The organism is Paenibacillus sp. J22R3 (assembly GCF_056269305.1).
Genome location: NZ_JBWDNS010000001.1, coordinates 1,533,081 through 1,555,984 on the forward strand (window position 1 = coordinate 1,533,081; position 22,904 = coordinate 1,555,984).

At 51.8% G+C, this 22,904-nt stretch carries 25 protein-coding genes and 1 riboswitch; of the genes, 1 reads left to right on the forward strand and 24 read right to left on the reverse strand.

The window, feature by feature from the left end:
* Window positions 1–32: 32 nt before the first annotated feature.
* From AC0YN4_RS07125 to ald, 23 genes are all read right to left on the reverse strand, one after another.
* Window positions 33–728: a DUF2953 domain-containing protein gene (locus AC0YN4_RS07125; RefSeq protein WP_475779355.1), complete on the reverse strand. Its 696-nt coding sequence runs from the start codon at window positions 726–728 to the stop codon at window positions 33–35.
* 69 nt (window positions 729–797) lie between these two features.
* Window positions 798–1,412: an SMC-Scp complex subunit ScpB gene (gene scpB, locus AC0YN4_RS07130; protein WP_475779354.1), complete on the reverse strand. Its 615-nt coding sequence runs from the start codon at window positions 1,410–1,412 to the stop codon at window positions 798–800.
* Window positions 1,381–2,166, reverse strand: a complete 786-nt coding sequence (locus AC0YN4_RS07135; protein ID WP_475779353.1) for a segregation and condensation protein A — start codon at window positions 2,164–2,166, stop codon at window positions 1,381–1,383. The genes scpB and AC0YN4_RS07135 overlap by 32 nt, the downstream gene beginning before the upstream one ends.
* A gap of 41 nt (window positions 2,167–2,207) precedes the next feature.
* Window positions 2,208–2,678, reverse strand: a complete 471-nt coding sequence (ribH, locus tag AC0YN4_RS07140) for a 6,7-dimethyl-8-ribityllumazine synthase (protein ID WP_090976805.1) — start codon at window positions 2,676–2,678, stop codon at window positions 2,208–2,210.
* A gap of 57 nt (window positions 2,679–2,735) precedes the next feature.
* Window positions 2,736–3,959, reverse strand: coding sequence for a bifunctional 3,4-dihydroxy-2-butanone-4-phosphate synthase/GTP cyclohydrolase II (locus AC0YN4_RS07145; RefSeq protein WP_475779352.1), 1,224 nt, complete (start codon window positions 3,957–3,959; stop codon window positions 2,736–2,738).
* 38 nt (window positions 3,960–3,997) lie between these two features.
* On the reverse strand, window positions 3,998–4,684 hold the full coding sequence (gene ribE, locus AC0YN4_RS07150; protein WP_475779351.1) for a riboflavin synthase: 687 nt from the start codon (window positions 4,682–4,684) through the stop codon (window positions 3,998–4,000).
* A gap of 28 nt (window positions 4,685–4,712) precedes the next feature.
* Window positions 4,713–5,822 carry a bifunctional diaminohydroxyphosphoribosylaminopyrimidine deaminase/5-amino-6-(5-phosphoribosylamino)uracil reductase RibD gene (ribD, locus tag AC0YN4_RS07155; RefSeq protein ID WP_475835448.1) on the reverse strand — a complete coding sequence of 370 codons (1,110 nt, stop codon included), beginning with the start codon at window positions 5,820–5,822 and terminating at the stop codon, window positions 4,713–4,715.
* Between the two features lie 151 nt (window positions 5,823–5,973).
* Window positions 5,974–6,176: riboswitch (FMN riboswitch) on the reverse strand.
* Window positions 6,177–6,483: 307 nt separating this feature from the next.
* A complete protein-coding gene (locus AC0YN4_RS07160) occupies window positions 6,484–6,915 on the reverse strand; it encodes a peptidylprolyl isomerase (protein ID WP_475779349.1) in 432 nt (143 codons plus the stop codon).
* Between the two features lie 26 nt (window positions 6,916–6,941).
* Window positions 6,942–8,273, reverse strand: coding sequence for a diaminopimelate decarboxylase (gene lysA / locus AC0YN4_RS07165; RefSeq protein ID WP_090976816.1), 1,332 nt, complete (start codon window positions 8,271–8,273; stop codon window positions 6,942–6,944).
* Between the two features lie 132 nt (window positions 8,274–8,405).
* On the reverse strand, window positions 8,406–10,130 hold the full coding sequence (locus AC0YN4_RS07170; protein WP_475779348.1) for a spore germination protein: 1,725 nt from the start codon (window positions 10,128–10,130) through the stop codon (window positions 8,406–8,408).
* A gap of 30 nt (window positions 10,131–10,160) precedes the next feature.
* Window positions 10,161–10,604 (reverse strand): stage V sporulation protein AB, encoded by a 444-nt coding sequence (locus AC0YN4_RS07175; protein ID WP_475779347.1) that lies wholly within the window; start codon window positions 10,602–10,604, stop codon window positions 10,161–10,163.
* Window positions 10,597–11,271, reverse strand: coding sequence for a stage V sporulation protein AA (locus AC0YN4_RS07180; protein ID WP_475779346.1), 675 nt, complete (start codon window positions 11,269–11,271; stop codon window positions 10,597–10,599). Before AC0YN4_RS07180 ends, AC0YN4_RS07175 begins: the two co-directional genes overlap by 8 nt.
* A 128-nt stretch (window positions 11,272–11,399) precedes the next feature.
* Window positions 11,400–12,155: an RNA polymerase sporulation sigma factor SigF gene (gene sigF, locus AC0YN4_RS07185; RefSeq protein ID WP_475779345.1), complete on the reverse strand. Its 756-nt coding sequence runs from the start codon at window positions 12,153–12,155 to the stop codon at window positions 11,400–11,402.
* A gap of 20 nt (window positions 12,156–12,175) precedes the next feature.
* The gene (gene spoIIAB, locus AC0YN4_RS07190; RefSeq protein WP_475779344.1) at window positions 12,176–12,622 is read right to left on the reverse strand and encodes an anti-sigma F factor; all 447 of its coding nucleotides are present in this window, start codon (window positions 12,620–12,622) and stop codon (window positions 12,176–12,178) included.
* The gene (spoIIAA, locus tag AC0YN4_RS07195) at window positions 12,619–12,972 is read right to left on the reverse strand and encodes an anti-sigma F factor antagonist (protein ID WP_090976827.1); all 354 of its coding nucleotides are present in this window, start codon (window positions 12,970–12,972) and stop codon (window positions 12,619–12,621) included. Before spoIIAA ends, spoIIAB begins: the two co-directional genes overlap by 4 nt.
* A 209-nt stretch (window positions 12,973–13,181) precedes the next feature.
* Entirely contained in the window at window positions 13,182–14,372 is a 1,191-nt protein-coding gene (locus AC0YN4_RS07200) for a D-alanyl-D-alanine carboxypeptidase family protein (protein WP_475835449.1), read from the reverse strand.
* A gap of 196 nt (window positions 14,373–14,568) precedes the next feature.
* A complete protein-coding gene (locus AC0YN4_RS07205; RefSeq protein WP_475835450.1) occupies window positions 14,569–15,897 on the reverse strand; it encodes a pyrimidine-nucleoside phosphorylase in 1,329 nt (442 codons plus the stop codon).
* A gap of 48 nt (window positions 15,898–15,945) precedes the next feature.
* A complete protein-coding gene (locus AC0YN4_RS07210) occupies window positions 15,946–16,119 on the reverse strand; it encodes an aspartyl-phosphate phosphatase Spo0E family protein (RefSeq protein WP_090976832.1) in 174 nt (57 codons plus the stop codon).
* A 112-nt stretch (window positions 16,120–16,231) separates the two neighbouring features.
* A complete protein-coding gene (locus AC0YN4_RS07215; RefSeq protein WP_475779341.1) occupies window positions 16,232–17,056 on the reverse strand; it encodes a purine-nucleoside phosphorylase in 825 nt (274 codons plus the stop codon).
* A 48-nt stretch (window positions 17,057–17,104) separates the two neighbouring features.
* Window positions 17,105–18,280, reverse strand: coding sequence for a phosphopentomutase (locus AC0YN4_RS07220; protein WP_475835451.1), 1,176 nt, complete (start codon window positions 18,278–18,280; stop codon window positions 17,105–17,107).
* Window positions 18,281–18,287: 7 nt separating this feature from the next.
* On the reverse strand, window positions 18,288–19,196 hold the full coding sequence (xerD, locus tag AC0YN4_RS07225; protein ID WP_475835584.1) for a site-specific tyrosine recombinase XerD: 909 nt from the start codon (window positions 19,194–19,196) through the stop codon (window positions 18,288–18,290).
* Window positions 19,197–19,296: 100 nt separating this feature from the next.
* On the reverse strand, window positions 19,297–19,530 hold the full coding sequence (locus AC0YN4_RS07230) for a DUF4227 family protein (RefSeq protein ID WP_090976838.1): 234 nt from the start codon (window positions 19,528–19,530) through the stop codon (window positions 19,297–19,299).
* Between the two features lie 119 nt (window positions 19,531–19,649).
* Window positions 19,650–20,792 carry an alanine dehydrogenase gene (gene ald, locus AC0YN4_RS07235; protein ID WP_475780078.1) on the reverse strand — a complete coding sequence of 381 codons (1,143 nt, stop codon included), beginning with the start codon at window positions 20,790–20,792 and terminating at the stop codon, window positions 19,650–19,652.
* 208 nt (window positions 20,793–21,000) lie between these two features.
* Here ald and AC0YN4_RS07240 point away from each other — a divergent pair, with 208 nt between their 5' ends.
* Complete coding sequence (locus AC0YN4_RS07240; RefSeq protein ID WP_475835452.1) at window positions 21,001–22,299, forward strand: S8 family peptidase; 1,299 nt, start codon at window positions 21,001–21,003, stop codon at window positions 22,297–22,299.
* Window positions 22,300–22,397: 98 nt separating this feature from the next.
* On the opposite strand, the gene fur is transcribed toward AC0YN4_RS07240, so the two are convergent.
* Window positions 22,398–22,862: a ferric iron uptake transcriptional regulator gene (gene fur / locus AC0YN4_RS07245; RefSeq protein WP_090976842.1), complete on the reverse strand. Its 465-nt coding sequence runs from the start codon at window positions 22,860–22,862 to the stop codon at window positions 22,398–22,400.
* Between the last annotated feature and the right edge of the window lie 42 nt (window positions 22,863–22,904).

The following is a 22,904-nucleotide window of genomic DNA, read 5'->3' on the forward strand; positions in this document are numbered from 1 at the left end:
TATCGTTCCCCCTCTTCAGGAGCATTATGTAATCAACCGCGGAGCAGAATACGCTGTAAGCCGTGTAAGCCGCCAGAAAGACCATTTGCTTTCTTAATCCGAGCGAATAACCTCACAATGGCAAAGATTGCATAACCGAACGGCACCTTTGCCGTGAATTGGCCTTCCGTTGAGAAATGAGCCTTCTGGTATACCGGCTCAACCACAAGGCTTGGATCCGCAGTTAATCGAACAAGCTGTGACAGAACGCCAATCGTCGTTGTTTTCACCGACCAGACCATGCCGGTCAGCATAGCTGTCCACATCGCATCACCTGTGCCAACTGCGGTTCGCCATTGCCATTCCGTCAGTCTTACATGTCCCAGCGTAATGCGAACCCATCCGAGCATGTCATCCGTATGCTTGAGCAGCAAATGCGCCTTGTCGATGGATTTCATAATCGAATTCGGATCCACGTTTTTCATTTTGGCATCCAGATCAACCCCGCCTGTATTCTCAGCCGTCATTTCCTGTTTTAATTCGACGCTCATTCCTTTGAACTTCACAATAGGCAGCTGCCAATGATAATGAATCAAACCGAATAGTGCTCGAATGCGCAATTCCGCATCATCGTCGTTACCGATCCGTTTAATATGGCCGCGAATCACAACGGGAGACGATAACGCAATGATCAAGAGCAAAAAAAAGAGACCTGTCCCGATCATCCATCCGAGCGGGTAGCCTAACATGGCGTTTCCCCCGTTTCCCTTAATTGGTCGGATATAGTATGACCTAGCGGACAAATCTCATTCTTGTTTCTAGCTTTCTTCTATTGGTGCAGGCATTTCTTCAAGCGTCATTTGACGGCCTTCCAGCCTCTCGAACAGCGCTTGCGTCTGCTCGTCCAAGGAATCGTCGATGACTGCCGATGGCTCCGGCAACGCATCAAGGCCTGCGAGCCCGAAGTAATCGAGGAACGACTTCGTCGTGCCATACAGAATCGGTCTTCCGATTTGTTCGGCACGGCCGATCTCTTCGATTAAATCTTTGTTCACCAGCGATGCAATCGCCCGATCACTCTTCACGCCTCGAATTTCCTCGATATCGACACGTGTTATCGGCTGTCGGTAGGCAACGATCGATAACGTCTCAAGCGCCGCCTGCGATAAGCTAGAACGAGTCGGCGAGTGGGCCATTCGCTCGAAGTAAGCTGCATGTGCAGGGTTGGTCGTAAGCCGGTAAGCACCGGCAACGAAGGAAACCTGAATGCCGCGCTTCTTGCTTTTCAAATCCTTCGTTAGATCTTTCACAATGTCTGCCGTCACAGCTGCATCCAGCTCTAGAATTTCGGATAGCTGCTTTGTCGTCAGCCCTTCATCCCCGGCCATGAACAGCAGACCCTCAATAATCGACTTCAGTTTCGAGAAATCCACCTTCGACTGCTTCTCCTCTCCAATGCACGACGATATCATCAAACAGGCTGTGCTGATAACAACGAATATGCTTCATTTTCATCAGCTCAAGCAGCGCCAGGAAGGTAACGACTACCTCGTGCCGGCTCATATCGTCGCGGATCAGCTTGGAGAAGCGGACCGTCTCGAATTCGCGAAGCACCTCGATAATATCGCGTATTCGGTCTTTGACCGAAATTTCGTCACGCTGAATGGTCGCAATGACATTACGTCTTGACGCTTTGCGCAGCGCCTTCTGAAAGGCTGCGATCAGATCGCCGATATTCAGTCCTTTAACCGGGTTTTCCGGAATGGCCTTCATGAAAGGCGTCAAATCCTCCGGCTCCTTCGTATAGACAAGACTCCGCTCGAATTCCTGTTCGCGGAGCTGCTCGGCGATTTGCTTATACTTCCGGTACTCCACCAGCTTCGCGATAAGCTCATCGCGAGGATCAAGCCCGTCATCGGGCCATTCGTCGTTAAAGTCGTCGTGATCGATGACCGGCGGCTTCGGCAGCAGCTGTTTGCTTTTGATGGAAAGCAGTGTGGCCGCCATGACGAGAAATTCGCTCGTGACCTCCAGCTCCAGCTCTTGCATCGCATTCAAGTAGTCCATATATTGATCCGTAATTTCGCTGATGGACACCTCGTGAATGTCGATTTCTGCTTTATCGATGAGATGAAGCAGAAGATCGAGCGGTCCTTCGAACGATTCCAGCTTATACGTCACCGCCATGGTGAAAGCCAACTCCTACAATGTTCTCTTCTTAGTCGCTCTTAGCCTTGAAGTACTTTGGTCAGGTTCGCCATTTCGATGGCTGTAACCGCGGCTTCCCAGCCTTTATTGCCGGCTTTCGTTCCTGCGCGTTCAATGGCTTGCTCAATCGAATCTACTGTCAAAACGCCGAAGATCGTTGGAACGCCTGTTTTCAGAGCGATAGCGGAAACGCCTTTAGCAGCCTCGTTGCACACGTAGTCGAAGTGAGGCGTTGACCCCCGAATAACGGCGCCAAGCGTGATAACCGCGTCGTATTTGCCGCTTTCAGCCATCTTCTGTGCGATCAAAGGAATTTCAAATGCGCCCGGTACCCAAGCTACATCCACTTCACTGTCTGCAGCGCCGTGACGTTTGAATGCATCGAGTGCTCCTCCAAGCAGCTTGCTGGAAATAAACTCGTTAAAACGTCCTACTACTACACCATATCGTAATCCTTCAGAAATTAAATGTCCTTCAAAAACTTGCGGCATTGATCATTCATCCTCTCGGTTTTCCTTGTTAGCAAGGTTAGTTTGGTTTGTTGCGATTTATTGAGGCAAATCGTCAAATTTCAGCAGATGGCCTAGTTTTGACTGTTTGGTGTGCAAATAGCTGTTGTTGTCTTCGTTCGCGTCCATTTGAATCGGAACACGCTCGACTACTTCGATACCGTAACCTTCCAAACCGCGAATCTTGCGCGGATTGTTTGTCAGAAGTCGCATCTTGCGGATGCCGAGATCCTTCAGAATCTGAGCACCGATGCCGTAATCGCGCAAATCCGGGGCAAAGCCCAGTTTAATATTCGCGTCGACGGTATCTAATCCCTGCTCCTGCAGCTGATAGGCTTTCAATTTGTTAATTAAGCCAATACCGCGGCCTTCTTGACGCATATAGAGCAGTACGCCATTGCCGGCTTCATTAATTTGATTCAGCGCCGCTGCAAGCTGAGGTCCACAGTCGCAGCGATGGGAATGAAACACGTCCCCGGTTAAACATTCGGAATGGACGCGCACAAGGGTAGGCTGTGTCGGATCGATTTCGCCTTTAACGAGAGCGACATGCTCCTTGTTGTCTACTTCGTTGGTGTAGGCAACTGCGCGGAACACACCGTAATCCGTTGGCATCTTCACATCGACGACTCGCTCAACCAGTTTTTCTTTCTCATTGCGATAGTGAATCAGCGACTGAATGGAAATCAGCTTCAAATTATGTTTCGCTTTGAATTCGATGAGATCCGGCAGGCGAGCCATGGAGCCGTCTTCTTTTATGATTTCGCAGATGACCGCTGCAGGCTTGGACCCGCACATGCGAGCCAAATCGATCGCCGCTTCCGTATGACCGGCACGGCGCAAGACGCCGCCTTTCTTGCCAATCAGAGGAAAGATGTGACCCGGTCGTCTGAAATCATCTGCTTTCGCGCCGGAACCGTCCATCAGAGCTTGAATGGTTTGCGAACGCTCATAGGCGGAAATGCCTGTTGTCGTTGAAGCATGGTCAACCGACACCGTGAAAGCTGTTCCGTGATAGTCCGTGTTGCGCTGCACCATCGGCGGAAGATCCAGCTCCTCGGCACGTTCTGCCGTAATCGGTACACATACGAGTCCACGCGCTTCCGTGATCATGAAGTTAATGATTTCGGGCGTTGCTTTACTGGCAAGTGCAATTAAATCGCCTTCATTCTCTCGGTCTTCGTCATCCGTGACAATGATCGCTTTTCCTAATATCAAATCATAGATGGCTTCTTCGATTGTATCAAATGCTGCGGTACTCATATTTTCTCACTCTCCTTATCAAGGCTGTCTGTCTCTATTTACATAAAACCGTTCTCTGCCAGAAAAGCTGCCGTTATGCTGCTCTTCGGTTCCGCGGCTCTGCTGTCTCCTGAACCGTCCGCATGGCGATCGCCTTTAAAATGGAGCAGGTGGTCAACATACTTGCCCAGCACGTCGCACTCCACGTTTATCACACCGCCGGCTTGCTTCAATTGCAGAGCAGTCTCGCGAAGCGTGTGTGGAATGATGGAAACCGAGAAGCTGTTGGAGCTGGCATTTACGACCGTCAAGCTGATACCATCAAGCGTTATGGAACCTTGAGGAACGACATAGCGCATAAGCCCGGAATCATGCGGCCTGATTGTAAACACAACCGCGTTGACATTATTCTCTCGACTGAGCACTTCACCTGTACCATCAATATGACCCTGTACAATATGACCGCCGAAACGACCGCCTGCCTGCATAGCCCTCTCCAGATTCACGCGTTCGCCGGGGCGGATATCCTTCAGATTCGTGTGCCGGAACGTCTGTGGCATGACATCTGCTGTGAAGATCGTGGAGCTGAGCTCCGTTACCGTTAGACATACGCCATTGACAGAAATACTGTCGCCGATGGCGGCATCCTTCAGAATACGGGGTGCTTCGATCGTCAGGACCATCGCTTCACCTTGCTTATGCGTCTTCTTCAGCGTGCCGATTTCTTCAATAAGTCCGGTAAACAACGATTTCTCCCCCTCTCCCTTTCACTCTTCAATTTTGATTGCGCAGATAGCCGCTGATCAGAACATCGTCTCCGACTCTTTCCATGGCCATCTCCTCCAAGCTGATGGCCTCTGACATCTTGTCGAAGCCTTCGAACTGGAAGACACCGGGTGCGGCGGATCCTCCGATTAGCTTCGGCGCAATAAAGAGCAGCAGCTTATCGATCAACCCGTGCTCCAGCATAGCCCCGTTCAGCTTGCCGCCGCCTTCGAGCAGAATCGAGCCAATTTCCAGTTCACCGAGCTTATGCATGGCGAGCTTCAGATCTACTCGGCTCCCGCTTCCGCAGCGGATCACTTGAACGCCGGCTTCTGCGAATGCAGCTTCTTTAGCCGAATCTGCGCCTTCAGTCGTAAGAACGATGACACGTGAAGAGCGGTCTTGAATCACTCTGGCTCCAAGCGGCAGCCGAAGCGTTGAATCTACGATGATGCGAGCAGGATGCACGGCAGGTACCGTTAGTCGTGTTGTAAGTTCAGGGTCATCAGCCAGCGCGGTATCGACTCCCACCATGATACCCATGTGCCGATGCCGCAGCGTGTGCGTCAACTCTCTGGCCGCCGCACCGCTGACGTATCTGCTGTCGCCGGTCTTCGCTGCCAGCTTCCCATCCAGGGTCATCGCTGATTTCATGGTGACGAAAGGGAGCCGAGTGACGATGAATTTATTAAACATTTCGTTCATGCGCGTTGATTCTTCACCGAGAATGCCAACCTCGACTTCAATGCCCGCCTGCTGCAGCTTCGCGATTCCGCGGCCGGCAACCTGTGGATTCGGATCCGTGCAGGCTACGACTACTCTTGCAGCCTTGGCGGCGATTAATCGGTCACAGCATGGCGGTGTTCGGCCATGATGACTGCACGGCTCCAGTGTTACATACACAGTCGCACCTTCTGCTTGATCACCGGCCATGCCCAGTGCATGTACTTCTGCATGACCTTCGCCTCGCCGTAGATGCGCGCCAAGCCCCACGATGCGGCCTTCCTTCACGACCACACAGCCGACAACCGGATTGATGTCCGTTTGCCCTTGTGCCTTTGACGCCATATCCAGTGCGAGCCGCATATACATTTCGTCGTTCAATACTGCGATTGACATAACAAAAATCACCCCTTGGCAGTTGGCCAACGGGGTGATGGGTGTGAAAAACCATAAAGGGACGTATTCGAAGACACATTCAAACAAACTCAGCAACATTGTGAAAAAAAGAACAAAGTTGGCGAGAAATGAAAAAATGGAATTCGCGTACTGTCTCCTTCTCCCATCCAGACTTTACTGTCGGTCCCGGATTTACACCAGGTCCACCGTTTCACATGGTCCATGCCACTAGGCGTCTGGAACAATGTGACCCGGGTCACGGACTGACAAAGCTATGGCTGCCATTCGTTAAACGAGCAGCACAGCCCTTTGATCACCGCCGGTTGGGACTTTCACCCGACCCCGAAGGAAAAACGCAAATACTTTGTTGAAATGTTACCACTTCACAATGGAAAATGCAACTTGTTTCCGTTACACGCTTCTTGCAGGAGCCTAACGCTCCCATTTGCTTCGGTTATCCTATCTGCCTGGAAGCTCGATTATAGCTCGCTATTCCGCTTTTGAAGTTGCTCAACCGGACTTTGCCGGATACGCCTTGCCTCTGAGATCGAGAATCGCAGCGATCACCTCTCTGTGTTGTCACCACCTCTACTAGACAAACACACAAAAAAGGGGCAGCCCCAGTCATCTACTGATGACAATCGGACAGCCCCTTTATTTCTTACACTTCTACGATTTCAACCTTGCTCATTTTGTCGCGGCCTTTGAAAGCATCGACATGCTCCATGCCTTTGGACACTTTACCGAATACGGTATGTCCGCCGTCAAGGTGCGGCTGCGGCTGGTAAGCGATGTAGAACTGGCTGCCGCCGGTGTTACGGCCGGCATGCGCCATTGCTAGCGATCCGCGCTCATGTTTGTTCGGATTGATTTCGCAATCGATTTGGTAGCCGGGACCGCCTGTGCCTGTCCCGCTCGGGCATCCGCCTTGAGCGACGAAGCCCGGAATTACGCGGTGGAAGTTCAAACCGTTGTAGAAACCTTCGTTAGTCAGCTTCTCAAAGTTTGCTACCGTTCTCGGTGCGTCCTTCTCGAACAAGTCGATATGAACCTCTGCACCGTTTTCCATTGTGATCTTTGCTTGTTTAGCCATTGTATTGCTGCCTCCTCAAAACCCTATTATTTAGCTGCCGACGTTTGCTGCATACGCGCAGGAATGACGTCATTGCCGATAATATCGTCAAGCGATTCCCGTTTGACAGCTACGTCAGCTGCACCGTCTTTTACAAAGACGACAGCTGGGCGGCGAATGCGATTATAGTTACTCGCCATAGCATAATTGTACGCGCCTGTGCAGAATACAGCAAGTAAGTCGCCACTATTGGCTTTAGGAAGCTCCAAATCGATGATCAATTTGTCGCCGCTCTCGCAGCATTTGCCCGCAACCGTAACGGTTTCTTCAAGCGGATCGTTAGCACGGTTGGCTAGAACCGCTTCGTATCTGGACTCATACAGCGCTGGGCGAGGGTTGTCAGTCATACCGCCGTCAACGGCAATATACTTGCGTACGCCAGGAATATCTTTGCTTGTCCCAACCGTATACAGCGTCGTACCTGCATCGCCAACCATACTGCGACCGGGCTCAACCCAAATCTCAGGAAACGGGTAGCCGGCTGCCGAGAAGTTGGTTTTGATGGAATCGGTAATAGCTTTCACGTATTGCGAAACCGGAAGCGGAGTATCGCCTTCTACATAACGGATGCCGAAGCCGCCGCCAAGGTTGATTACGCGGAACGTAATGCTCAGCTCTTCACGTACTTTCACTGCGAAGCCGGCAACTTTATCAACCGCCATTGCAAAACCTTCAACTTCGAAAATTTGCGAGCCGATGTGGGAGTGAACGCCGAGCAGCTCAAGGTTAGGCTGTGCAGCCGCTTCTTGAATCGCTGTGTAAGCTGTGCCATTGCCAAGGTCGAAGCCGAATTTGGAATCGGTTTGGCCTGTCGTGATATATTCATGCGTATGTGCTTCTACACCTGGCGTGATACGGAGCAATACGTTAACTTTCTTGCCTTTGTCGCCTGCCAGAGCGTTAAGCAGGTACAATTCGTTAAAGTTATCGACTACGAAGCAGCCAATGTTCGCATCAAGCGCCATGTTGATCTCTTCAGGCGTTTTGTTGTTGCCGTGGAAGTGGATGCGTGCAGCCGGGAAGCCAGCTTTAATCGCTGTGTACAGCTCGCCGTCGGAAACAACGTCCAGCGACAGACCTTCTTGCTCAGCGATCGTGCACATAGCCATTACGCTGAATGCTTTACTGGCGTAAGCTACTTGGAATTTAAGACCTGAAGCGCGGAAAGACTCCACATACTCACGTGCTCTCTGACGAACGAGCGCCTCGTCGACAATATATAGGGGTGTTCCGAATTGCGCGGCCAAATCAGCCGTATCGCAGCCGCCGATTTCCAGGTGGCCTTGTGCATTGATTTTGCTAGTACCGTGTAAGTACATATAGTTCTCCTCCGTTTTCTCCCATGAAATTCCCAATGATTATGTTTGCACCATTTAACATCAGTATAGCGTATTCGGTCAATGGCCGAAATGGATAAATCCACATTTCATTTGCATTTTTTGCAAAAGCGCTCAGCGATGCTTGCCTGTAGGCATCCGATCCCGCTGCTGCGGCTTCAGCAAATTCGGCCTTGTCCGGTTCGACAGCACCGGCACGCGGATAAGAATGCTCAGCAAACCTTTCGGGTCAAACGGGATAAGCGGCCACATATAGGGTCTGTTAAAGGAGCGGCTCAGGACCAGCATAATGAAGGTGACCGTCGTAGCGACCATAAATCCAGGCACCTTGAAAATCGCCACTGCGACGATAAGAAGCAGCCTGATGATTCGGTTGGCAAGGCCCAGCTCATAGCTTGGCGTCGCGAACATTCCGATCGAGGCAATCGCCATATACAACACGACCTCGTTGACGAACAATCCCGTCTTGACCGCGATATCGCCGATCAAGATAGCCGCGATCAACGACATCGCAGTAGCAAGCGGAGTCGGCGTATGGATGGATGCCATCCGCATCAGATCGACCCCGACCTCTGCAAGCAGGAATTGCGCGACCATCGGCAGTTTTCCAGGCTTCTGCGCCCCGATGAAATCCAGCGCCGGCGGCTTCAGCTCCGGCTTGAGCGTGAACAGAAACCACAAGGGAAGCAGGAACAAAGAGGCTGCAATGCCGAAGAAACGGACCCAGCGCAAATAGGTGCCGATAAACGGCGTTTGCCGATTTTCTTCCGCATGCTGCGTCAGATCAAAGAACGTCGTCGGCAAAATCATGACACTCGGCGTCGTATCCACGAATAACGCGATATGCCCTTCCATCAGATGGACAGCTACCGTATCCGGGCGCTCCGAATATCGTACGAGCGGGAACGGGTTCCAGCCCCGCTTCACCGTGGCTTCCTCAAGCTGCTTGTCTGCAAGCGGCAAGCCGTCGAGCTTGATTTGTTGGATTTTCTTCTTGATGGCGCTAAGCATCTCTTTATCAACGATATCGTCGATGTACGCGATGCAAACATCCGTCTGCGTCCGTTCCCCGACTCGCATAATCTCATAGCGCAGCTTCTTATCCCGCAGCCGCCGGCGGACAAGCGTCACGTTTACGAGCATCGTCTCGACGAACCCGTCCCGTGCACCGCGAACGACGCGCTCTAGCGATGGCTCCTCGGGATTCCGAGCCGGAAAGGCTTTGGCATCAATGAGCAGTACGGTGGATTGACCTTCGATGTACATCGCAGTTCCGCCTGCGAGTACATTGTTCAACATCAATTCCCAGTCATTCTCCTGCGCTACTTGTACGGCCGACACATAGAGATCGAGGAAATCATGAAGGACATCCGTGGAGAGATCCTCCGATTCCAAGTAGGTCAACCGTTTAATAATTTCAGTCAGCACCGTATCCTTCGCAAAGCCATTGATGAAGAAGAATGCGGTCCTCTTGTTTGCAAAGGTCATTTCGCGAACCACAATATCGAAACTCATTTTGAAGCCAACCTCATCCTCCAGCTGCTGCAAGAAATCATCCATCTTCAGAGGGATCGGGACTTTAGGTGTCTCGGTCTGTGACTTCGGCCGTTTGTAATGGCTGATAATCGGTTGATCTTCTTCCGCAAACGGAGGCTCCGAGAACTGGATGCCACTATCATCCTCATGCTGATCAGTATCGGCACGGGAATCCGCGCTCGCCTCCTTCTCCCCGTCATTATCTTTCAACTTACCCTCGTTGTCATACCAGAAAACATGAACGGGCTTCTTAAATCCAGAGCCTGTTTGCTCTTCATTGTCGCCAGTATCGCGTCCACTCATATCAAACCCTTCCTTCCCTTCCAATCGGTATTACGATGCATCGTCGATCCATTGAAATACGAGCCAATCAAATAAGGATCCGGTTACTTTGCCAAGCAACATGGCCATGACCAAACTAACCATGTAGCGGCTTAATCTCATTCGTTTGGCCAAAATCGGAATCACATTCATAACTTCTGTCAGTGCGGCACCGAGCATCCCAACAAATATGCCGTCAAAACTGCCAATAACAACCAATGTCCCTGACCTCGGCAGCATCATCCGCCAATCGAGGAAGTCGGCAAGCGACCAGAATACGGCGCCGCAAACGACAGCTGTTTCGAACCAAATGGATTTCCGGTACGCATAAGCCAACTGAGCAAGCCTAGGGATCACATCCAGAACAATCAGCAATGCGACAAGCGCACTTCCTACCCCAAGTCCTCCAGCAAAACCGAGTATAGCGACAAATAGATTCGCTGCTGCACTAGCCATCGTCAATCCCCGCTCCCGGCTGCTTTGAAGCAGAGCTGCCCTCACCGGATTCGCTTTTCTTGCGCATTTCATCGGCTATGACGTATGCGTTAACATTCTCCTCATACATATAGAGCTCAACCTCGAGCGGATTAGGCTCTTCATTGAATCGTTTGCGAAACAGATGATTGAAGAACACCATCATCCCGATGCCAATCCCAAAGGAGTAAGGCACTTGGAACCACAGCGGATGCTCCGATTTCGTACCTGTTACCATCTCCGTGATGCGGGAATGGACTTCCTTCATACTGACGTCCGTATGAAAATTCATAATCGCCAAACCGGAGCCAAAGAACAGCAGCAGCCAAGTGACGATGAGAATGACATAACGAGGCTTTCTCGGCGCGTCTGCGACGATGACCAGCACCTGCGGATCCCCATACGAATCAACCAGAGTTCCTGGTTCTGCTTCTCGGATCAGCTTGACGATTTGGAGCAGATCAATGACGACGCGGTTGCCGTCCTTCCTTGAATGACGGTGAAGAACGAGCGACGTAAGCCTGCCTTCCAGCTCAGCATCGCTTGAGAATAAGCGGGCGGCATGACCCAGCGTCACGTGCTCGCCCGGACGTATGCCAATCCGCTTGCGTAGGCGCAAATACAAGTTGGGCTGCATGTCAGCGTTCATGCCGGCACCCCCTTTCCAGTCCGAATTTCCTTGTTAGTATGATTAAAGGAGGGGCAGGATAATCGGAACAAACACAGCAAAAAAAGCCAAATTGCCCTATTGGACAATTTGACTTTAGTCAGCAGCGTTCATTGCGCAATTTGATTGCGAATCAACTGCAATATTTTTTTCTCCAGCCGGGATACCTGCACCTGCGAGATACCGAGCCTCGCGGCGACCTCCGACTGGGTTTGGTCTCGATAGTATCTGAGAAATACGATGAGCCGCTCCCGCTCCGACAAACCGCCGATCGCTTCGTTCAGCGCCAGCTTATCGAACCATCGCTCTTGGGATTCGTCAGCAATCTGATCCATCAGCGTAATGGGATCACCGTCGTTCTCGAATACCGTCTCGTGAATAGACGTTGGCGGCTTATTCGCTTCCTGTGCGAAGACGACATCCTCCGGCGTGATCCCGAGCCGTTCCGCCACTTCCTTAATCGTGGGAAGACGACCCAGCACCTTAGACAGCTCATCCTTGGTCTTGCGCACCTTATTGGCCGTCTCTTTCAACGAGCGGCTAACCTTTAATGTGCCGTCATCCCGAAGGAAGCGCTGAATTTCGCCGATAATCATCGGCACCGCATAGGTAGAAAATTTCACCTCATAGGAGAGATCGAACTTATCGACCGATTTGAGCAAGCCGATGCAGCCGATCTGGAACAAATCTTCCGGTTCATAGCCACGCCCCATAAAACGCTGAACTACGGACCATACGAGCCGGATGTTGCATTGCACGAGCGTATCGCGCGCGAGCGTGTCTCCCGATTGACTAAGCGCAATAAGCCGCTTGACCTCGGAGTCATCCAAATAAGGCTGCGCCGTTTGTTTCATATCGACATCCATGCGGTCCAACCCCTATGCGCCTAATTAAAAAGCGCTTTTTTCGATTCAATGCGCTTTGTCATCGCGATCGACGTTCCGTTGCCCGGCTCGCTGTACACATCGAAGCCATCCATGAAGTTCTCCATGATCGTAAAGCCCATTCCGGAGCGCTCCATTTCCGGTTTGGAGGTATATAGAGGCTGGCGCGCAAGGTCCAGATCCTCAATGCCTCGGCCCTTGTCATGGACGGTAAGCTTAACGACATCTCCGTCAATGAAGCCTTCGATCGTAACGACACCGTTTGGATCGCCGTCATAGCCGTGAATAATCGCATTGGTTACCGCTTCGGAGATAGCCGTCTTCAGATCATTCAGTTCTTCCATTGTCGGGTCCAGTTGAGATACGAAAGCCGCAACCGCAACACGCGCGAACGCTTCATTCTCCGAACGTGCGGAGAACGACAGTGTCATCTCATTTCTTCCGTTCATGAAACGACCTCCAAACTTGTGAGCGCGAGCCGCTCGTTCTCGTGAATCGGCAATATTTTGAACAATCCCGACAGCTCGAACAGTCGATAGACGCTCTGATTCACGTCGCAAACGACCATCTTGCCGCCTCTGGCCTTGAGCTGCTTATACCGGCCGAGAATAACGCCAAGTCCTGAGCTGTCCATGAACTGCAGATCCTTCAGGCTGAGAATGATATGAGCGCTGTTGCCATGCAGAATCGCTTCTTCCATTTTGAACCGGACAACATCCGCGGTATGGTGATCAAGCTCGCCCCGCAGTCTAACGATCAGTACATTTCGATAATGCTCCAATTCAATCTGAAGGCTCATACTGTTGTTCACTCCTAACGATTATTGCCCTGCTATTGCGGAGCACAAGCTATCCACCTGCCACTGTGAGACAAGCGTCGATGGATAAGTTAGTGTTGAACAAGCAATTCTACGCTTCAGCTTTCATTTCCTGCCCCCCGACAAAACTAGAAGCAGAGCGCTAGAAGCAGACAAATACCGCGCTGGGGCACAGTCTGCATACGACAAAATCATTTAAATAAACTGCCGCAAGACCGTTTAAACAACGTCCACCAGCCGGCCCGCTCCACTGTAGCAGGAGAATCCACAGCGAACTCTGTCAGCACCTGGTCGCCTTGGAATACGATCAGCTTCCCAATAGGGTCGTTGATGGTCACAGGCGCCTTGAGCGGATTAAGCTGCAGCTGGTAACGGATATCCTTCACCGAGCTGCCTTTCTTCAGGAGCACGCTATAGGAATGTTTCGCCGTCAGTTTCAATTCCGGCATTACGCCTTTCTCGACAGGTACAACTCCCATCGCGTCGCCTTTCTGGAAGATCGTATGGTTCATATATTGCGCGAACGAGAAGTCGAACATTTGGGAAACTTCCGCATTGCGCGTTTTCGTATTCGGCTCTCCCATAACGACTGCGATTACACGCAGATTGTCACGACGGGCAGTAGCAGTTAAGCAGAATTTCGCTTCGCTGGTAAACCCGGTTTTGAGGCCATCCGCTCCTGTATAGAAACGGACGAGCTTATTGGTGTTGACCAGCCAGAACGGTTTCTCGCTGGATTTACGCAAGTAATCCTGATACAACCCTGTATATTTCGTAATCTCGGAATGCTTCAGCAGCTCTCTCGACATCACCGCAATATCATGGGCCGATGAGTAATGGTCAGTGGCAGGAAGCCCGTTACAATTGTTAAAATGGGTATTCTTCAGTCCCAGCTCACCGGCGCGCTTATTCATCATGTCAACAAAAGCGGCTTCCGTGCCGGCGATTTTCTCAGCCATGGCCACAGAAGCATCATTGCCTGATGCAAGCGCGATGCCCTTCAGCATCTCATCGACACTCATTTGCTCGCCCGGCTCCAGGAAAATTTGCGAGCCTCCCATAGAAGCGGCATAATCACTCGTGGAAACTTTGTCAGTCAGCTTGATACGGCCTTCGTCCAGCGACTCCATGATGAGCAGCATCGTCATGACCTTCGTGATGCTGGCTGGCGGCAAAGCAGCATGGCTGTTCTTCTCATAAATAATCGTCCCGCTGTCTGCGTCCATAAGAATGGCGGAGCGGGCAGACGGTGCCAGATCCGCTGCGGCGGCAGGTGCCGCATTCGGCGCTGCTCCTTCTTTGGCTAAGGCTGCGGCAGGTGCCGATAGAACGAATATCGCCGTTAAACTGATGGCGAACAATTTCTTCCATTTGCTAATCATAGGTTGTTCTCCTCCTGAATGATGCCCGCGGCATAGCTATGGCCGCAAATCGGCTAATATCTCCTTCCTAGTGTGGACGAGTGAACAGCAAAATATTCCATTTCATAGAGTGAAAATCAAAATGATCTACGCAAAAAAAGCGGCTGCTCGGGATAAAACCCCGAATAGCCGCTTTAGACTTCCGACTTGCTCCTAATTACAACCGCTGCACGCCCTGCTCTGTCACAACGGACAGCAGAAGCGGCGATGGTGCTACCTGCTCACTACTGAACGAATACGCTTGCTGTACACGTTTGACGACCTCGCGGACAGACGCGTTATCCTCACGTACGTGAAGCAATGCAAGCGCATCGCCTTGCTTCACCTTGTCGCCGACTTTGCGCTGCATCACAACGCCAACTGCATAATCGATGACCGATTCTTTCGTAGCGCGACCTGCACCAAGCAGCATCGCAGCAAGTCCAAGCTCTTCTGCTTGAATCGCCTTCACATAACCATCCTGCTCAGCCGGCACTTCAATCACGAGCGGCGCCTGCGGCAGTAATGACCGATCTTCAGCCACCTGCGGATTACCGCCCTGTGCGGCTACGAAGACCTTAAACTTCTCCAGCGCTGCACCGGAAGACAGGCGATCGCGCAGCATCGACTCCGCCTCCGCCAAATTGCTCGCTTGTCCGCCAAGCACAACCATATGCGAGCTGAGCGCCAAACATAGGGCAGTCAAATCCTCTGGCCCTCTGCCGTGCAGCGTATCAATGGCTTCCTGTACTTCAAGCGCATTTCCGATCGCATAACCAAGCGGCTGATCCATATCGCTGATCAATGCCGCCGTCTTTCTGCCGACCTCTGTTCCGATCGCTACCATCGCTTTGGCTAATTCTTCGGAATCCTCCAGCGTCTTCATGAAGGCGCCGCTGCCGGTTTTCACATCGAGCACGATTGCGTCTGCACCGGCTGCGATCTTCTTGCTCATAACCGAGCTCGCAATAAGCGGTATGGACTCGACTGTTGCCGTTACGTCGCGCAGCGCATAGAGCTTCTTGTCAGCAGGCGTCATATTCCCGCTCTGCCCGACAATCGCAAGACCGATATCGTTCATTTGCGCGATAAATTCCTCGCTCGTCAGCTCCGTACGGAACCCTGCCATCGCTTCCATTTTGTCAATCGTACCGCCTGTGTGCCCAAGTCCGCGACCTGACATCTTTGCCACCGGAACGCCGCATGAAGCAACGAGAGGACCGATAATCAGACTTGTTTTATCACCAACACCGCCTGTGCTATGTTTGTCTACTTTAATGCCGCGAATCGGAGACAGATCGACTTGATCGCCCGATTCAGCCATGGCCATCGTCAAGTTAGCCGTTTCTTCCGCGTTCATACCGCGAAAAAAAACAGCCATAGCCCAGGCGGATAGCTGATAATCCGGGATGTCGCCTTGGCTATAGCCTTTTATAAGAAATGACAGCTCGTCCCTAGACAGCACTCCGCCATTTCGTTTTTTTTGAATGATATCGACTGCTCGCAAGCGGATGAGCCTCCTTATGTATTAACCATGTACGTCACTTGCTTAGGTTCATCTTTGGGCACTCGACGATTTACATTTCTCTGCCTGCACTTTGACGATCAATTGGTCAAGCGTTTGGCTTAGCTGAATCACATCACGGTGAAGAAACGTTTCCTTCCGCATTGCAGCCGCCACCAATTGTCCTCGCAGTCGTTCCAATCGTTGATAACTGTGATTGTCCATGGAAATCGATTCCCCGCTTTATTGTGTACTATCTGTCACGGACATTATACGACGACAAGCGGACAAAGAATGTCATAATCAGTCGAGGCCATTGTTACATTTTTGTTACAGCCTACATCAGTGGAATAATGCCGTTTACTAGGCCGAGGAACCTGGATTTTACACGTTCCGTCGTTTCCATGACTTCATTATGCGACAGCGGCTGGTCCAAAATACCTGAAGCCATATTGCTGATACAGGAGATGCCGAGCACTTCAATGCCGGAATGACTTGCCGCAATAACCTCGGATACCGTCGACATGCCGACAGCATCTGCTCCTAATATACGCATCATGCGAATTTCTGCAGGCGTCTCGTAAGAGGGTCCAAGCACTGCAATGTACACGCCCTCTTGCAGAGAGAACCCTTGATCTAACGCCACGTCTCTGGCCAGCTCGCGCAAACGTTTGCTGTAAGGCTGGGACATATCCGGGAAACGAACGCCAAGCTCCTTGTCATTAGGTCCGACTAGCGGGTTGTGTCCTTGGAAGTTAATGTGATCGCTGATGAGCATAAGATCGCCCGGATTGTAGTTCGTGTTAACGCCGCCTGCGGCATTGGTAACAACGAGCTTCGAAGCGCCGATTGCTTTCATTACGCGAACGGGGAAAGCTGTCAGATCAGGACCATAGCCTTCATACAGGTGGAAACGTCCACGCATGAGGACAACCGGACGACTGCAAAGCTTCCCGATCATCAGCTCGCCTGCATGACCTTCTACTGTCGAGATCGGAAAATGCGGGATTTCATGATAAGGAATGACGACAGCATCTTCGATGTAATCGCCAAGGATACCAAGACCTGAACCCATGATAAGGCCAACCTCGGGTTTGATGGAAATTTTGGCATTAATGTATGCTGCCGCTTCTTGAATATGGGATGCATTGAGTGTGTTCACGTTGATGAACCTCCTATAGTTGTTGTCGGCTTGCAGGTGTTGCGTAATCTAGTTTAACTCATTCAAAAATGACACACCATGATCAGGACGCGTCACACCGAAATTGTCGGCAATGGTGGCTGCGATGTCAGCGAAGGTAGAACGAATGCCAAGCGACCCCGGCGTCTTCAATGCCGGACCGTATACCAGCAAGGGGACATACTCTCTCGTATGGTCGGTACCGGAATAGGTCGGATCATTGCCATGATCTGCGGTCACGATGAGCAAATCCCGCTCCCCAAGCCGCTTCGTCAGCTCCGGCACGCTGCGGTCGAACGCTTCAAGCGCACCGGCGTATCCTTGCGGGTCGCGACGATGGCCATATAGTGAATCGAAATCGACCAGATTCGTGAAGAGCATTCCTTTAAACGGCTTATCGAGCGCGGCGATCGTCTTATTGACGCCATCCTCGTTGCTCTTCGTATGAAGGGCCTCCGTAATGCCTTCGCTGACGAATATATCATCGATCTTGCCAACGGCTATGACATCGAATCCGCCATCCTTCAGCGCATTCAGTACGGTAGGCGCCGGCGGCTTCACCGCGTAATCATGCCGATTCGTTGTTCGTTTGAAGGATCCCGGCTTGCCCACGAAAGGCCTTGCAATAACACGACCAACGGCATATCGCTCGTCCAGCGTGAGTTCACGTGCGATTTCGCAGGCTCGGTACAGCTCCTCCAGTGGAATAATGTCTTCGTTCGCTGCAATTTGGAAGACGCTGTCCGCGCTCGTATAGACGATCCATTTGCCAGTGTTCAACTGCTCTTCGCCCAGCTCATCCATAATGTCCGTGCCGCTGGCCGATTTGTTGCCAAGCACGCCACGGCCTGTCCGAGCCTCAAACTCACTCAGCAGCCCGCTTGGGAAACCGTCCGGGAACGTCCGGAATGGCACGGTCACCTTCAAGCCTGCGATTTCCCAGTGGCCGGTCATCGTATCTTTGCCCACGGAAACCTCAGCCATTTTGCCATAGTAGGCTAATGGATGTGCTTCCGTCTTCCAGCTGCCAAGGGGAGCGATTCGATCCAGTCCCCAGCTGCGAAGATGGGGCATCTGAAGCGCCGGCACCTCTTGCAAAATGTGACCCAGCGTATGGGAGCCTACATCTCCGAATGCCGGTGCATCCGGAAGCTCGCCGATTCCGACACTGTCGAGCACGATAACTGTAATACGGTCAAACTTCATAGCCTGATCACTCCGAATTCGTTTGTTTACTTCTAGCCCGCGGATGCGCCAGGTTGTACACCTCTTTAATGCGCGGCTTGGTCACCTGCACATACACCTGGGTTGTGGAAATATCGGCATGGCCGAGCATTTCTTGCACAGCACGTAAATCTGCGCCGTTCTCCAGCAGATGAGCGGCGAAGGAATGCCGCAGCGTATGCGGCGTCATTTCGCCTTCGATGCCCGCTTCTGCAGCGTATTTCTTCAGGATTTTCCAGAAGCCTTGCCGGGTCATTCTGGCCCCTTGTTGATTGACAAACAAAGCGGTTTCATCATTCTTGCGCAGCTTCACAAGCACTTGTTCCAGATAATGGGTCAGCGCTTCAGTCGCCACGCTGCCAAGCGGAATGATCCGCTCCTTGGTGGTGGAACCGATACAACGAATGAAGCCCATGGACAGGTTAATATGCTCATCATCTAAAGAGATAAGTTCAGATACGCGGATCCCCGTTGCATAGAGAACCTCCAGCATGGCAAGATCGCGAATACCGGCATTTGTTTCGGGATCCGGCGCGGCGAGCAGCCTCTCCACATCCGTGATCGTGACGATTTTGGGCAGCCGTTTCTCTTGCTTCGGCATTTCCAAATGAATCGACGGATCGCTTTGCATATGACGCTGCATAATTAAATAGTGAAAAAAAGCACGTATCGAGACCATATGTCTGGAAACAGTCGCAACCGCCCGTCCCTGCTGCTTCAGCTGAAGCATGTAGAGAGAGAGGTGGTGTTTCTGTATGCCGTCCACAACCGAGATGCCCTGACTCTCCGCATAATCCAGAAATAAGGACAAATCCCGTTCATAGGATGACATTGTATTGGCAGACAGCCTCCGCCCTTCCTGTAAATACTGAATAAATGTTCGCAGATGCACTCTCATGGGTCGTTCCTTTCCCGGATAAACAGCTTCAGCAGGTATCCCTGCTATATTCCACAAAGCCGCTTAATCTCCTGCCAAAGGAAGCCAAATCACCCGCATCCTATTCACCATACCAGTAAAATAACCGAAGCTTGTCATAAATGCTGCTTGCATCCACCTGAAACGGTTCTTCGTTAAACACCTTCAACGCCTGGCCCTGCGGCACGCGATATGGATCCTCAGGTGTTATCCAAACGGCGATAAACCTGCAGCCGCCATACATCGTAATTGTGAGGAAACAGAGCAGCAGCATAAAAATTATCCGTCTCAGCCACCTGCGAACCGACACCACCATCACGAAAACCCCTTTTCTTAAAGCGAAGAATGGGCAGCCTTTCCCTCTAAAGACGGGCAAATGGTTGTCCTTTACAACACCTTATGAGCCGGGACGATGAATCATGCATAGGCACTTAGCTAGCTTAGTTTATCGAAAGGCACGCTTTCGAGCAATTGACTCATGCTGATGTACGGCATATTCACAGCCTCGGCTACTTGTGGATGAGTAACGCGGCCTTTGTACGTGTTCACGCCTTTGCGGAGCGGCTCATTCGCTCGCACAGCTTCCTCCAGCCCCTTGCCGGCAAGCTCCAGCGCATAGGGCATTGTGACGTTCGTCAGCGCAAGCGTAGAGGTCCTTGGAACGGCTCCCGGCATATTCGCAACCGCATAATGGAGAACGCCATGTTTCTCATAAACAGGATTCTTATGCGTCGTTACGCGGTCGATTGTCGCAATCGTTCCGCCTTGGTCCACGGCAACATCCACGATGACGGCACCTTTCTTCATCGTCTTGACCATTTCTTCGGTGACCAAATGCGGCGCTCTGGCACCCGGAATGAGTACAGCTCCGATCAAGAGATCTGCCTTCTTCACAGCGCTGGCAATATTGTAGGGGTTCGACATTAAGGTACGAATGCGACCTTCAAACACCTCATCAATATATCGCATCCGATCCGCGCTGCGCTCCAGAATAACGACGCTGGCACCCATCCCAAGGGCAATACGAGCAGCATTCGTACCGACAATACCGCCGCCAAGGATGATAACTTCCGCAGGCGGAACACCGGGTACGCCGCCTAGCAATATTCCGCGGCCGCCGTAGAAGGCTTCCAGGAATTGAGAGCCTACCTGAACCGCCATCCTGCCTGCTACCTCGCTCATTGGTGTGAGCAGCGGCAAGCTGCCGTTAGGCATCTGAATCGTTTCATAGGCAACCCCGGAGACATCCTTCTCGATGAGCGCTTTCGTCAGTTCAGGTGCGGCAGCTAAATGAAGATACGTAAACAGCAGCAGTCCTTCGCGGAAATAACCAAATTCCTCCGGCAGAGGCTCCTTCACCTTCATAATCATTCCGGCCTTTGCCCATACTTCCTTCGCTGTCGGCAAGATGGCGGCGCCTTCAGCCACATAGGCTTCATCTGTAAAGCTGCTCCCTTCACCGGCACCGCTTTCGACCACGACCTCATGTCCGGCAGCCTTCAGCATTCCCGCTCCTGCAGGGGTAAGCGCAACTCGATACTCGCTTGCTTTGATTTCTTTCGGCACGCCGATAATCATATGCATCTCCCTCTCCGTCTCCTTGATTCTTCATATGCAGGCAGAGGACGGGTTGACAGTCCTCCCTGATACTTTCTCTCGCGGAACGGAAAATATGTACCATCGTATCAGCATCTACCCATGCCCTTGTACGAATGTCTCCATACACTGGAGTATTGGTTCCTGCACCGATTGGAAGTTGAGTCTATCGTTAAAGGAGGAGCATCTTTTGCCAAATGTTGAACGGCTGCTGCTCAGCTGCTCAAAAGGCAGATCATCAGGCCATACTACGCGTAAGTTAATCGGATTTAAATCACAATCGCAGTACACGCAATGTCTCAAGGAACTTGCCAAATACGGCATACGACCGGTTAAGAGCATTCGTCGCAACCGCGTCATCTGCTGTCACGTCGACAGCCGCCGTACCCAGCAGCTGCAATCGCTTGCCGAGCATCCGAATGTCAGCTACGTCGAGCCCGATTTCAAGCTCCATGCACATGGTTTCGAGTCGAAGCCCAGATTGAAGAACTCGAAGGTCCGCATCAGCGCAATAGCTTCTCTCTCCAAGAGAACGAGAAAAAACTCGCGAACGCACGGCGCAGGCAAAGGAAAGCTGCACTCGGATACATCCTCAAGCAATGTAGGCTGGAATCTCTCGCAAATTGAAGCGAATAAGGTCTGGACATCCACGAAAGGCAAAGGCGCAGGAATCGCCATTATCGATACAGGCATTGCCAAACATTCCGATCTCCGCATTTACGGCGGCGTCAATACGATGGGCGGGTCATCCTACAAAGACGACAACGGCCATGGTACGCATGTAGCAGGCATCGCGGCGGCAGTCGGTGCGAATGGCATCATTCAGGGCGTAGCACCACGTGCTAGGCTGTACGCCGTCAAAGCACTGGATGCGAGCGGCGCCGGCTATGTGTCCGACATTATCAAAGGGATCGACTGGTGCATCTCCAAGAAGATTCCCATCATCAATATGAGCCTCGGACTGGAAGGCGAAACGAGCAGCGCGCTGAAGGAAGCCGTACAGCGGGCGAGACAAAACGGCATTATTGTCGTTGCCTCGGCGGGAAACAGCGGAACAAGCACAGGCCGAATTGATCAGCCTGCCCGGTATTCAACGGCACTCGCGGTTGCCGCTTCTACCCGCAATGGGAAGGTCGCAAATTATAGCAGCCGCGGTTACGGCATCGATGTCACCGCACCGGGCAGCTATATTAAATCAACATCGCTGGGCGGCGGCTATCAAGTGTTATCCGGCACGAGCATGTCCAGTCCTCACGTGGCAGGCGGCGTTGCGCTCCTGAAATCACTTGATCCTTCTATAGGACCTTCGACGATTACGAAGCGGCTGCGCGCTTCAGCTAAACGTATCTCCAACTACTCCTATAAAGCGCAAGGGTACGGGATTATGCAGCTCGGAGGGGCATCTGCTTATTCCTCCACCGATCAATCGACTGAAGCGGCATCGCGCAAATCCAGTTCCGGTCATAAATCCAGAAGGAAGAGGTCCTGATAGGTCCGGATACCAAGTAATCATAGAAACGCGCACAAAAAACTCCCTTTGACAGTGTTGCTCAGCATGAGTGCTGAGAACACTGCAGAAGGGAGTGTTTAGTTTTCGACCTTTAGTGCATCGTTCTTCGCTTTGCAATTGACGCATATTCCTTGAAAATCAAGGCGATGGTCCAGAACCGTAAACCCATATTCCCGCTCAAGTCGCTCTTCGAGCGGCCCCAGCCAATCTTCCAATATTTCACTCATGGTGCCGCATTGCACGCAGATAAGGTGATGATGATGATGTTTGTTGTTGTCTGCCCGCAAATCGTAACGAGCAACGCCATCCCCAAAATTCATCTTCTCCACAACATGCAGCTCGCTCAGCAGCTCCAATGTCCGATATACGGTTGCTAATCCTATCTCAGGCGCGATGTCCTTAACGAGCATAAACACGTCTTCCGCGCTAAGATGATCCTCTTCGTTCTCCAGAAGCACACGAACTGTAGCTTCTCGCTGTGGGGTCAGCTTGTACCCCTGCGACTGCAGCTGTTGCTTAATCTTATCAATCCGGGATTCCATGGCTTCCCCCCTCATACCTGACTTGTGCCATCATCACGGAAT